The sequence below is a fragment of the Telluribacter humicola genome, from assembly GCF_017355935.1.
In the GTDB taxonomy this organism is placed as follows: domain Bacteria; phylum Bacteroidota; class Bacteroidia; order Cytophagales; family Spirosomataceae; genus Telluribacter; species Telluribacter humicola.
In genome coordinates this window covers 781,575-794,906 of sequence record NZ_JAFIQT010000001.1, presented here as the reverse complement: position 1 = coordinate 794,906, position 13,332 = coordinate 781,575, and the positions used below count along the sequence as shown (strand labels likewise).

Here is a 13,332-nt window from a genome sequence, read left to right as displayed (position 1 = left end):
CTTCTCAGAAGTACCTCAGGTACCTGAGCACACGCAGTGTCCAGTCAGAAATCATTTATTACTCTTATGGGCTTACATCTACCTGCTGCTTTCACCCAGCTACCTCTCTCTTTCTATCAGGTCTCTACGCTATATTTCCTTCGAAGTGTATGCTTTCGCTTACTATCCAACTTTTCTGCTGATGTTACCCTTAGTTTTGTATTTTTATGGTTTCTAAGATTTCAAACAGGCACCTTTTGATATGAAACAAGTCTTTCTTCTTTGTTCGCTTTTACTTTCACCAGTAGCCCATACCTTCTCCCAAACCATAGTCCAACGCGACCCGGCCATTACCCAGATGGTAGCCGAGGTCTCGGAAGACAGTCTGCGGGCGCACATAGATGGACTGGTAAGCTTTGGTACCCGTCATACACTAAGTGCTACTACCGGTCCACAGGGCATCGGCGCCGCTCGTCGCTGGGTACTGAGTAAGTTTCAGCAATATGCCAAGCAGTCCGGCGGCCGCATGACCACTACCATTGATACCTGGACCTTACAGCCTGACGGCCGCCGCATCGATAAGCCCGTAGAAATGGGTAATGTGATGGCTACGCTGAAAGGTACCGATCCCAATGACGACCGTGTATTTATGGTAAGTGGGCACATCGACAGCCGCGTGACTGACGTCATGAACCGTACAAGTAAGGCTCCCGGCGCTAACGACGACGGCTCAGGTACCGCGGCTGTTATTGAATTGGCCCGCGTGATGAGCAAATACAGCTTTCCGGCCACCATTGTATTTGTGGCCGTAAGCGGTGAAGAACAAGGTCTGCTCGGAGCCGAGCACCTGGCTCAGCGCGCGGTAGACGAAAAGTGGAACCTCGAAGCCTTACTCAACAATGACATCATGGGATCCAACAACAGCCATGATACCCGCATCATCAACAATACCATCGTACGCGTATTCAGCGAAGGTCTATCCGGCTTTGAGACGGACAAGCGAGCTGCTAACGTTCGTCAGTATGGATTGGAAAATGATGGCAAAGCTCGCACGCTGGCCCGCTATGTAAAGGAGATCGGCGAGCGCTATGTAGATAATCTGGAAGTACGGCTCATCTACCGCAATGACCGCTACCTGCGCGGCGGTGATCATACTCCATTTGTTAACCGTGACTTCGCGGCGGTACGTATTACCGAAATGAACGAAAACTTTGAGCATCAGCACCAGGATCTTCGTACTGAGAATGGCATTGAATACGGAGACTATGCCAAGGATATGGACTTTGTGTACCTGCGCAGAAATACTGCCTTAAACCTGGCTAACCTGGCCAATCTGGCGAAGGCTCCGGCCCAGCCCCAAAATGTAACGATGGAAGCCCGAAACCTGACCAATACGACAAGTCTGTTCTGGCAGGCTCCTAAAAGCGGAAAAGTGAAGGGCTACTACGTGCTCATGCGTGAAACGCACTGGCCTTTCTGGCAGAAGAAGTTCTTTACCGACAAACTGGGAATGACCTTGCCCTACTCCAAAGACAACTACTTCTTTGCGGTACAGGCGGTGAGTGAAGATGGCAACGAAAGCCTTCCGGTCCTCCCCCGCCCCGGTATGCGGTAGTACCAGAAGTACATATTATAAGAAAGCCCCGCCTTCGCTGGCAGGGCTTTCTTTTGTATAAATCATTGATACTGTAAAAAAGCTAATTGCTAATCCCTAACAGCTATCAATTACTAAATAAACCGAGCCAACAGGTTCTCGAGGTACTCCTGACGGCCAGAGATCATCTTAGGCTCACCACCCTCAACAGCCAGGTTGAAGAGGTCTTCGAGCTGCAGCTTACCAGCTTCATAGTCGGCTCCTTTGCCGCTGTCGAAGCTCGCGTAACGCTCCTTGCGGAGGCGGTCAAACTCGCCGTGCTGGATTACTTTATCCGCAATGATCAGCGCGCGGGCTACAGTATCCATACCACCGATGTGGGCATAGAATACATCCTCCATATCCGTAGAGTTACGACGACGCTTGGCGTCAAAGTTGATACCACCTCCGGCCAGTCCACCAGCCTTCAGGATCACCATCATCGCCTGCGTCCACTCCATCAGGTCATTCGGGAACTGGTCAGTATCCCAACCGTTCTGGTAGTCACCGCGGTTGGCATCAATAGAGCCCAGTACACCGGCATCAGCCGCTGCCTGTAGCTCATGGTCAAATGTGTGGCCGGCCAGCGTAGCGTGGTTAACTTCAATGTTGATAGCAAAATCATCCAGCAGGTCAAACTGGCGCAGGAAGCCTACAACCGTAGCTACATCGTAGTCATACTGGTGCTTGGTAGGCTCCATCGGCTTAGGCTCGATAAAGAACTTCCCTTTGAATCCATTTTTACGGGCGTAGGCTACGGCCATTTTCAGCATTTGAGCAAAGTGCTCCTGCTCACGCTTCATATCAGTATTCAGCAGGGTCATGTAGCCCTCACGACCACCCCAGAATACGTAGTTCTCACCACCCAGTGCAATTGTAGCATCCAGCGCCATCTTCACCTGAGCACCCGCGTGGGTTACTACCTGGAAGTCAGGGTTGGTAGAAGCACCATTCATGTAACGGTGGTGGCTGAACAGGTTAGCAGTACCCCACAGCAGCTTCACACCCGACTCCTTCTGCTTGGTAGCCAGGTAGTCGGTCATCGTCTGGATACGCTTCTCGTTGGTACGTACTTCGTCGGCGTAGTCTATTACATCTACATCGTGGAAGCAGTAGTAGGGCGCGCCCATTTTGGTAATAAATTCGAAAGCGGCATCGGCCTTATCTTTAGCCCGATCTATCGCATCGTTTTTTTCATCCCATGGATAAAAATGGGTTTGTCCTCCGAAAGGATCCAAACCAGAGCCTACAAACGTATGCCAGTAAGCAATAGCAAACTTCAGGTGCTCTTTCATGCTCTTTCCGGCTACAATACGATTCTCGTCGTACCAACGGAAAGCCAGTGGGTTGTCTGATTCAGGTCCTTCGTAGGCTATCTTGCCCACTCCTTTAAAATACTCGCGATCACCAAGTAAGATACTCATATCTGTAGTTGATAGTAGTGGTTAAAAAATATCATTTCAGGTTATAAGTGTAAAATTGACAATTTTTACTCAATAATCAGAAATAAAATAAAAAAAGAGAAGGCCAGGATAGAAACCCTGGCCTTCTCTTGATATAAGTAGTCTCTAATACAGTCTCTTAGAAGAAACGAGCACGACGATCTACGATGTTAGCCTTATCGCGGATAGCCTCGTTCAGCAGGAAGCTGGTGCGGCTTTCAAGAGCCTGCAGAAGCTGCGTCTTGTAAGAAGTGTAGTCCGCGATCTGAGGCGCTTCGGTACGACCAGTCAGCTCAATTACGAATACTCCGTTTTCACCGGTGAATACACCCGTTTTCTGACCAACTTTCAAACCAAAAGCCTTACCCAATGCGATAGGATCAAATCCCGCGCTGGAAAGGAAGCCGGTAGCCAGTGTCAGGTCCTCGGCTGATTCAACGAGTGCACCGGCCCCGTACTTAGCAGCCATGGCGTTCAGGTCACCATTCGCACCTTTCAGCTTGGTAGTTATCTGCTCCGCTTTAAGCTGGTTACGTACTTTGGCAGTCAGCTCGTCACGGAAGTCATCCACCTTTACATTCTCGGCATCGGTCTTTCCGGTTACTACGGCTACTACGTACTGCTCATCTGTCTCAAACACCTGCGATACATCACCGATATCTGTCTTATCATCGAAGGTCCAGCGTACAATCTCGCGGGCATTCTGAATAGCATTGATGTTAGTAGCAGTCTCTGGTACACGGTTAGCGGTAGCTACTACCAGCGACTTATCTTTCTTAACGGCTTCATCAAACTCCGCCTTGGTATCTACCGAGTTAGCAAACTCATCGGCCTTACGGTATGCTTCGTCACGGGTAGTCTGGCTTGGAGCAATCGTCTTCCCGATGGCGGCTACGCGGTACAGCGTGTTGGTTTTGGCGTCAGTTACTTTGATAATATGGAAACCAAACTGGCTCTCCACTACTCTGTTCACCAGGCCGGTACCACTCATCGAGAATACTGCGTCCTCAAAAGGCTTCACCATAGAACCGTTGCTCTGGAAGTATCCTAAATCACCGCCACGCTGTGCCGAACCCGGATCAGCGCTTGAAGTAGCAGCCAGAGCTTCAAAGCTGGCACCACCACGAATCTGGTTGAGCAGAGCCTCAGCCCGCTGACGAGCAGCTGCCTTAGCTGAATCCGAAGGATTTTCAGGGCGAATCAGGATATGGCTGGCGCGGGCTGTATACAATGAATCTTTGGTAGTACCACCGTACTTATAGATAAAGTAGGTATTGCCTTCACGGTAGGGGCCGTATACACCACCTGGTACCATGGTATTGACCGCCTCTTTCAGCTGATCTGACATGTTAGCGTACGACATGGTAGTAGGCATAGGAATATCAGAATTCATACGGGCGTAGGCCGAATCATTCTGAGCAGCCGCCAGGCCGCGAGCCAGATCTTTGATATCTGCATACAGCGCTGAGCTGTCATCCTTAGCAGGTAGTACCGGGAACGTCACGTACTGAACAGTACGGGTATCAGCCCCTTTGTACTCATCACGGTGATTGTTTAGGTACGTCTCAAGCTGCGAATCGGTAACCTTGATGGTTGTATCAGCGATTGAATAGAAAGGCACGTACAGGTAGCGGATTGAAGCCTTGGCGTTCTGAGCTATGTACTCCTTCTCGGCTTCGGCCTTGGTTACGTACGACGACAGACGCATCAGGTTCTCGTATTTCTGACGCATACGATCCTCGCGGAGGCTTTTCTCAAAAGCAGTCCATGACTGCTGCTGAGGTACAGGCAGATTCTTTAAATTTTTGAGATAGTTGATGACCGCATTCTTATCAAATCGGCCGGTGGTAGGATCAGCAAAAGCCTGCTGAATAGCGGGGCTGATGTGGTTACCCTGTACCATATCTACCAGTTCTTCATCGGTCACTGCCAGTCCCAGCTTTTCGTACTGCTCTTTATAGGCAATATCGATAATCATCTGGTTCCATGCCTGCTCCCGCAACGCTACCAATTCCTGCTCATTGGCACTACGGCCGGTCTGAGCTTCGTAATTCTGGCGCAGTACATCCACCCGATTCTGGAAATCTTTGATGTCAATGTCCTGACCAGCAATCTCTCCTACCGTCTGGTTGTTTCCTCCCCCAAACAGGGTGTTAGGGCCCAGCAGGTCTCCACCTACGATAAACAGGATCAAGCTGACTGCGATAACCGTAACGGCAACTCCTGATTTCTCTCTGATTTTGTTAATTAATGCCATTGTACTATTTCAAAAATTTGACCCGCAAAATAAAATCTTTTATACTTACTATCCAAGCCAGTTCAGAAGCTAATATGAATGGATGTCAATAAAGTACCCTATTTTTTAAAACTTTTCGCTAACTAGCTGGTTACCTACAACGCTTCAGCTAGCTAAAAGACTATAACTCAATGCATGTATTTTAAATTCAATGCATAAAGTCCACAGAAGATAATACTGAAGAAAGTTTCGCCTAACGTTACTATAACTCCCAGCCAGCCTCCAATAAGAAGCATAGGAGCTATCAATGCTACTGCCACTCCACCTACATAAAAGTGGTACCCCCGCTTCTGCAGGCCCCACATCAGGTAAGCTCCGTACAGGGTCAGTGATTCATAGATCAGCAGAATAATCGCACTGGTCCGGATGGTATCGGCGTCAAGCCGTGTAAGTACTGCGTCAAACAGGCTATTAACCATGTCTGCACTTTCGTCCTGCCCCTGCGTCTCCATATTCTCCCGGAACTGCTCAAACATCTGCTGCATCTGATCGGCTACCACGCCCGGACTCCAGAGCCGCTCCGACTGCGTATACAAGCCCGAAACAGCACTGATAAAAGTAAGTACACACAGCACCGTCAGAAATATAGGCCTCTGAGCAGGAGCATCTGTCTTATTTTGCATGAATTATTACTATTACTTTTTAAAAAGAGGCCAAAAATTGCCCTTTTCAATGAAAACACCAAAAGCATTTGATTTTTATTACTACACCGATACTTTTATGCGTTATTAACAAAAATTAACTAAAAACTAAGCTGGAATGAGTTTACAAATCCTGACCGACCGCGTACGTAACCTGGTAGGAAATGATAGCGGTCTGGATGCAACCGTAAAGTTTAAAACCGAAGAAGGACCCGTGTTTATAGATACCACACAGGTACCTAATGTCGTATCAAACGAAGATCGTGAGGCTGACTGTGTCCTTGAAGTATCTTCCAAAAATGCCCTCCAGCTTATGGATGGAGAGCTAAACCCGATGACAGCTCTGATGATGGGCAAGCTCAAGATTAAGGGTGATATGGGTATAGCTATGAAGATCGCCCAGACGTTTGGCGGCCAGTAGACCACTACTCTATTATAATGTTTCTTAACAACGGCCCCGGTAAGGGGCCGTTGTGCTTTTACAGCAAGTAACTTACGAGCCGCCGGTACTTTGTCTGGTTATAGAGCTAATCAAACCTCTTTATGGAAAATGATAACGTAACGGCGCAGTCACGGCGTCAGTTTTTACAGAGCAGTACCCTTGCCGCTGCCGGCTTCATGATCGTGCCCCGTCATGTACTGGGCAAAGGCTACGTAGCCCCCAGTGATAAGCTGAACATAGCGGCCGTAGGCTGCGGAGGCAAGGCCGATTACAACATACAGCAGGCATACAACGGCGGCAGTGATAATGTAGTAGCTCTTTGTGACGTGGACGATCGCCAGGCGCAGAAGTACCGGGCCCAGTTCCAGAAGGCCCCTTACTACCGGGACTTTCGCCAGATGCTCGAAAAGGAGGCTAAAAATATAGATGCTGTTATCGTTACTACTCCTGACCACATGCACTACCCGGTAGCCATGGCGGCTATGCAACTGGGTAAGCACGTATACGTAGAGAAACCCCTGACCAAAGATATATGGGAGGCCCGCATGCTTACGGAGGCCGCTAAAAAGCACAAAGTAGTGACTCAGATGGGCAACCAGGGCAGCAGCGGCGACGGTACCCGGCAAACCGAAGCCATCGTGCAATCCGGTATGATTGGGGACGTACATACGGTAGAGGTATGGACCAATCGTCCGGTGTGGCCGCAGGGAGTCAAATCACCCAAGGATCGGGGTGAGTCACAGCCTGTACCCAAAGAAGTAGACTGGAACCTGTGGCTGGGTACTGCTCCCGAGCGTCCCTACCACGAAGCTTATATGCCCTTCCGCTGGCGCGGCTACTGGGACTTTGGTACCGGTGCCCTGGGCGACATGGGCTGTCACTTTATAGATGTACCTTTCCGGGCTATGAAGCTCGGCTACCCTACTTCCGTCGAGTGTAGCGTGGGCTCCGTCTACGCCGACTTCTTCCAGGAAGCTTACTTTGATGATGTCTGTCCACCTTCTTCGTCCATTCACCTCCGGTTTCCGTCGCAGGTAAAGAACGGCGAAGAACTACGACTCAACTGGTATGATGGCGGTATTCGTCCCCAACTTCCCGACGGCTGCGACTACCAGACTGTCTTTGGCGACACGGATGGCGGTATGCTATTTATAGGTACTAAGGGTATTGTCAGCGCAGAGCTATTTGGCGCTAATCCACGGCTGTGGCCGGAGGCCAAGTTTAAAGGTGCTACCCTGCCCAAGCCAACCCGTCCGCTCGTAGAAGGCGGCTGGCCGGGTCATCAGCAGCAGTGGGTCAAGGCCTGTAAGCAGGGCTACGGCGCTTACACCAGCTCGTCATTTGACCAGTCGGGGCCACTTACCGAAACGGTACTGATGGGAAACCTGGCGGTGCGGTCATTCCTGTACCGTGAGCCCAGGGCCGATGGCAAAGGCTTCAACTTTCCCGGACGCCAGAAGCTACTGTGGGATGGTAAGAATATGAAGATCACCAACTTCGCTCCGGCCAACCAGTTTGTTAAGCGCGAGTATCGGACGGGCTGGTAATAGTCTCTCTTTCACAGACTTTCTAGCAGGAGGTGCCTTTGGGGCACCTCTTTTTGTTTTCTATTCTACTTTTCTCCAAATTGAAGGTTTGTTTTGATCTTAAAAAGTATCAGAGTATCTCTATGAGAAAACTTTCATTATTCGTCTCTTTTTTGCTGTTACTGGGGGTAAGTACTCAGTTATCAGCTCAACAAACTACTAAGCGGAAGCTGCGGCCTTCGGATGTGTACCGGCTCAAATCCATTTCAGATCCGCAGGTATCGCCCGAGGGAAAATGGGTAGCTTACGTAGTGTCAGCGGTGGATACAGCCAAAAACAAACGTAACGCTGACCTGTGGATGGTGAGCTGGGACGGCAAGGAAACTATTCAACTCACCCACAGCCCCGACGGTGAATCGCAGCCTCGCTGGAGTCCCGACGGCAAGTACCTGTCATTTGTATCATCACGGGGGGATCTGGACCAGAGCCAGATATGGCTGATGGATCGTCGCGGAGGTGAAGCAAAAAAAGTTACCGACTTCAAACATGAGCTGCAGGCCTATACCTGGTCACCGGATGGCAAGAAGCTGCTCCTAGAAGTAAAACAACTGGTCGATACCTCTACCAATAAGAAGGTACCCGACCCTATAGTGACGGATCGCTACAAGTTTAAGCAGGATGTAGAAGGGTACCTCCGTCGCGAGCCCATCCACCTGTACCTGTTTGATATCGCTACTAAGAAGATAGATAGCCTTACTACCGGCCCCTACAACGAGACAAGTGCCGTGTGGTCGCCGAATGGATCGCAGATTGCCTTCGTGAGCAACCGTACCGAAGATCCCGACCGCAACGTCAATAGCGATATCTGGGTAATGGATGCCAGGCCCGGCGCTACTCCCCGGAAGCTAACCACCTGGGCCGGCTCGGATAGTTCACCCCGCTGGAGCCCCGATGGCAAGCAGATTGCCTACATCCGTTCCTCATCCGAAGCCTATACCATGTACGGACAGCCGCACCTGGCGGTAGTACCTGCCGCTGGGGGTACACCCAAGGTACTTTCACAGACGCTGGACCGCGACGTAGCTAATCATCGCTGGACACCCGACGGACATGCCCTGGTAGCCCTGGTAGATGACGACCGTCAAAGCTATATAGCGCAGTTTGATATCAAGTCTGGCAAAATGACAAAGTTAGCCAGCGGTGAGCGCGCTTATTACGATCTTGAGAAGCATTCCGGCGGCAACTGGCTGACTTCTATGAGCGAGCCACACGTACCGGCTGAGCTGTACGCCCTGGAAGCAGGCAAGACTCGTCGCCTGACCTATCACCACGATGATTTCCTGGCGCCCCTACAGCTGGCCAAGGTGGAAGCCTTCACCTCACGGAGCAAAGACGGCACGCAGGTATCCAGCCTCCTGTTCCTGCCCCACGATGCTCCTGCCGGTAAGAAACTCCCCCTGATCGTGTTTATCCACGGTGGTCCGGTAGCGCAGGACGACTGGGGCTTTGATCTCAGCCGCCAGATGCTGGCTTCCGCGGGCTATGCCGTAGCGGCGGTCAACTACCGCGGTAGCAACGGACGCGGGCTGGCTTATACCGGTGCCATCAGCGCCGACTGGGGTAACCTGGAAGTAATGGACCTGCTGGGAGCGGTGGATTACCTGGTAGAGAAAGGCATTGCTGATCCCGGGCGCCTGGGTGTAGGTGGATGGAGCTACGGAGGTATCCTGACTAACGCTGTCATAGCCACTACTGACCGTTTTAAAGCCGCGGCCAGTGGGGCCGGTGTATCATTCCAGCTGTCGATGTACGGGGTAGATCAGTACATCCTGCAGAATGAAAACGAACTGGGCCGCCCGTGGGAAGGCATCGAAAAGTACCTGAAGATAGGATTCCCGCTGCTGCACGCCGACCGCATCAAGACCCCAACTCTTTACATGGTCGGTGAGAAAGACTTCAACGTACCGGCCGTTGGTACTGAGCAGATGTACCAGGCTCTGAAATCACTGGGCGTACCCACGCAACTGGTTATTTATCCCAACCAGTTCCACGGCCTGACGGTCCCCAGCTACCAGAAAGACCGCTTCGAGAGGTACATCGACTGGTTTGGTAAGTACCTGAAACCGTAGTTAAGATTTTCGAATTTCGACGATTCGACGCAGCGATTGCGGAATGTCGAGTATATGGATATCCAAAAAAGAAAGCGCAGGAAGGAGACTTCCCTCGCTTTCTTTTTATTGATAGGTACAGTTTTGAAAACTAATAGCTAACAGCTAATACCTAATGGCTAATTACCTACCTGCCTGTCCCATCCAGGAATTACGAAGCTGTAGCTCCTGTGCGGTAGCGTCTGCTTCAGGTACCAGGGTAGGGTACGTGATAGTAGTCTCACGCAGATCAGCCGTTAGCGTCACCTCTTTTACTTCGTCCTCCGCTACCTTACGTTTCACCACAAAGGTTACCGTATCACCTGCTTTGTACTGCTCATCGTAGTTCTGCAGTACCGATGCGTAGGTATCCAGGTTGAAAGGCTGACCATTGATTGACACAATTTGATCCATAGCTTTCAGATCCAGCCGCTGGCCCAGATCCGTAGCATTGCTGGCGTTGGCGATCATGATGGTCTTGGAGCCGGGTACTAGCGCAAAGTTGACACCAAAGGCTTTCTCCACTTCTTTCTTCTCACCAGCTGGATCAAACTGGATACCAATAGCTCCAAACAGCTGCTCCAGAGGTAGTGGCTCACCGCCCTCAACGTACTTACGGAAGAAGTCACGGATCTCGGGATTGGTTAGCTGAGCTATCTTATCAAATAGCTCTTCATCCTTAAAGGACTTGTTCTTTCCGTACGTCTTAGCCAGATCACGCATCAGGTCCTTGGTTCCGTACTTTCCGTTGGATAGCTGGCGCAACCGCAAGTCCAATGCCAAGCCAATTAAGGCCCCTTTCTGGTACACATTGCTGTACTCGTCCTTGTAAGTCTCCAGTACATTGCGTGACATTTCGGTAAATGAAAGCGAGTCGTTGAAGCGGGTACGGGCGGTTTCGATCTTTTCTTCCTGTCTGTTCAGGTACGTTTCCAGATCTATAATACCCGCCTGCAGCTGCGCATGGTGCGCCGCATACTCCGTCAGGCCTTCGTACAGCCACAGGTGCTGCGACATCCGGGGGTTGATATAGTCAAAGTTACCAATCTCTTCGCTATGGATGTTGAGTGGCGTCAGGATATGGAAAAACTCGTGCGCGGCTACATCCTTCATCGTTTCAGAAAGCTGCTCGGCTGACATGGTTTCGGGCAGGTAGTAGAACGACGACAATGAGTGTTCCAGCGCTCCGTAGCGGGTCAGATCCTTGCGGTCCGACATATAGATAACGAAAGCATACTTATCAATGGGCAGAGTACCTCCCAGGTAGTCTTTCTGGGCCTCAAGTACCGGTTTGATATCGGCCGCCAGGTCTTTAGTAGATACCTTATTATTAGGTGAGAATACCGAAACCAGAATATCCGCATTACCTACCTTCAGCCATACAGTATCGGGCCGGTTGTACATGATGGGCGCATCGGCCAGCTCGTGGTAGTCCTGCGTTACAAATACATCCTTATTAGAAGCGGCGTTTTTATTCTGATTCACCAGCGAGGTAGAACCATAAAAACCGTTGGGCTTGGTGATAGTCACTTCATACGGCATCCTCTCCATGCCCTGGAAGTACCCGAAGAAACCAAACGGATTCAGTACAAAGTTGGTATCCTGCTGAATATTGGTACCACTTGGCTCAAATACATCCTCCTGGATCTCAGGCGAATCCCAGGTATCATCGATCTGGTAGGTGATCCGGTGCAGCTTATTGGCATTTGAGATCTTCCAGCTGTTCTTATCGGTACGCTCTACATTCAGGGTTTTGCCTTTCTTATCGAAAGCCTGAAAGTTGCTGGCGTATGAACCGTAGTTATTGATGGAGTAGGTACCGGGTACTATTTTGGGCAGATGATATACGGCTTCTTTCTGTTTGAAGGCGGGTGTGAGCAGGTTCACCGTCAACTCATCGTTCTGCGGCTGCGTCAGATCCACCGTAAACTGATATTGCTTTTGGGCAAATACATACTGGCTTGCCGAAAGCAGTACCAGCAGTATTAGATTATTGGCTTTTTTCATTTAGGTAAAAGAAAATTAGTAATGAAATAGTAAGGCTACGCTACCTAACATGTAGGCAGTCATAACGTAAATAAAACATAAATACTTATTAAAATGCTCCTATATCTTTATAAGCGGCATATTCTGGTGTACAAGAGGAGACGTCAGAAAGGCAGGGAGAGGTAGTACCAGATGTAAAATTGATAATCGAAAAGTGGAGTAAAATGTTTGGCTCAATTCTCAAACTCACGCAGTAACGAAGCCAGCTGCGTACGGCTCTTTACGTTGGTCTTCTGATAGATCCGGTGCGTATGGTCCTTGACGGTCTGTACCGTTACGAATAGTTCGTCAGCTATTTCCTTATTGGCTTTGCCCCGGCATATCTCCCGCACTACCTCCGCCTCCCGCGCAGTGATACCGTACCGTTCTACAAATACCTCAAACGTAGCCAGTCCCGTAGAGGCAGCCTCCACAGGTACTTCTTCCTGCACGGGTGGCAGCTGGGCCCGGTAGCCAAAATAGACGCCCAGAGCAGTGTGGCTTAGAAAGAAGAGAAAGATAAATATCAGCTCGTACGCCGGCTGTACGACTATATTAAGGAACACAGGAACATGTATAGCTCCTATAACCACTACCAGTGCCACCAGAACGAACTTTGAAGGCCTATCGAAGTACTTGATGGAAGAGAAAAGCAGCAGCGAACTTATAAAAGCCACTACTACCCACACCAGCATGACATATAGCTGATAGACGATAGGCTGGCCTTGGGAGGAATTATAAAACCAATAAAGTAAGATCGGAAGCAGTACTACACTAATACCCGCCGGATAGAAAAACGCATTGCGTTTATTCTCTAATAAGCTTATCGCCCACAGCACCAGCATCAGCTTTGCGGCGATCAGAAAGGGAGTACTGATCGTTACAAGGAAATCAACGACGGGGGCCAGGGTACCATAGCTGTCGGATGTAAAGAAAACCACCCGGAACCATACCTGACTCCACATAGCATAGAAGCCAAAGGTGTACATCAGGATCAGGTAGTACTGTATGTACCTGAATGCCGCGTACTGCCGGTACTCCCGATGGCGGAACATAACGAGTACACCTCCGGCGGCCAGAGCCATGCAGAAGATAAAACAAATCCAGATGTATATGCGGCTGATCTCCATACGAATCAAAAAGTATTGATGGACCCAAAACTATCCATACTGGCCCCAAATAGCATCCTACTAAAGTAGTG

9 protein-coding genes are annotated in these 13,332 nt (G+C 50.0%); 4 read left to right on the top strand and 5 right to left on the bottom strand.

Features of this window, described 5'->3' with window-relative positions; translation table 11 throughout:
- Positions 1-241: 241 nt before the first annotated feature.
- Positions 242-1,594, top strand: coding sequence for a M20/M25/M40 family metallo-hydrolase (locus JUB14_RS03610; protein WP_207504396.1), 1,353 nt, complete (start codon positions 242-244; stop codon positions 1,592-1,594).
- 113 nt (positions 1,595-1,707) lie between these two features.
- Here the strand turns inward: JUB14_RS03610 and xylA are convergent, their stop codons facing one another.
- The 3 genes from xylA to JUB14_RS03595 form a co-directional block, all read right to left on the bottom strand.
- Positions 1,708-3,036, bottom strand: coding sequence for a xylose isomerase (xylA, locus tag JUB14_RS03605; RefSeq protein WP_207504395.1), 1,329 nt, complete (start codon positions 3,034-3,036; stop codon positions 1,708-1,710).
- A 157-nt stretch (positions 3,037-3,193) separates the two neighbouring features.
- On the bottom strand, positions 3,194-5,311 hold the full coding sequence (locus JUB14_RS03600) for a peptidylprolyl isomerase (RefSeq protein WP_207504394.1): 2,118 nt from the start codon (positions 5,309-5,311) through the stop codon (positions 3,194-3,196).
- Between the two features lie 167 nt (positions 5,312-5,478).
- Positions 5,479-5,973: a hypothetical protein gene (locus tag JUB14_RS03595; RefSeq protein ID WP_229367502.1), complete on the bottom strand. Its 495-nt coding sequence runs from the start codon at positions 5,971-5,973 to the stop codon at positions 5,479-5,481.
- Between the two features lie 136 nt (positions 5,974-6,109).
- Between JUB14_RS03595 and JUB14_RS03590 the strand changes: the two genes are divergently transcribed.
- The 3 genes from JUB14_RS03590 to JUB14_RS03580 all read left to right on the top strand — a co-directional run bounded on the left by JUB14_RS03590 (position 6,110) and on the right by JUB14_RS03580 (position 10,088).
- The gene (locus JUB14_RS03590; protein ID WP_207504393.1) at positions 6,110-6,412 is read left to right on the top strand and encodes an SCP2 sterol-binding domain-containing protein; all 303 of its coding nucleotides are present in this window, start codon (positions 6,110-6,112) and stop codon (positions 6,410-6,412) included.
- A 122-nt stretch (positions 6,413-6,534) separates the two neighbouring features.
- On the top strand, positions 6,535-7,980 hold the full coding sequence (locus JUB14_RS03585) for a Gfo/Idh/MocA family protein (RefSeq protein ID WP_207504392.1): 1,446 nt from the start codon (positions 6,535-6,537) through the stop codon (positions 7,978-7,980).
- Positions 7,981-8,102: 122 nt separating this feature from the next.
- On the top strand, positions 8,103-10,088 hold the full coding sequence (locus JUB14_RS03580; protein ID WP_207504391.1) for a S9 family peptidase: 1,986 nt from the start codon (positions 8,103-8,105) through the stop codon (positions 10,086-10,088).
- Positions 10,089-10,250: 162 nt separating this feature from the next.
- Here JUB14_RS03580 and JUB14_RS03575 read toward each other — a convergent pair whose 3' ends face one another.
- Together JUB14_RS03575 and JUB14_RS27990 are read right to left on the bottom strand one after the other, a co-directional pair.
- The gene (locus JUB14_RS03575) at positions 10,251-12,113 is read right to left on the bottom strand and encodes a M61 family metallopeptidase (RefSeq protein WP_207504390.1); all 1,863 of its coding nucleotides are present in this window, start codon (positions 12,111-12,113) and stop codon (positions 10,251-10,253) included.
- A 212-nt stretch (positions 12,114-12,325) separates the two neighbouring features.
- On the bottom strand, positions 12,326-13,261 hold the full coding sequence (locus JUB14_RS27990) for a helix-turn-helix transcriptional regulator (protein WP_207504389.1): 936 nt from the start codon (positions 13,259-13,261) through the stop codon (positions 12,326-12,328).
- Between the last annotated feature and the right edge of the window lie 71 nt (positions 13,262-13,332).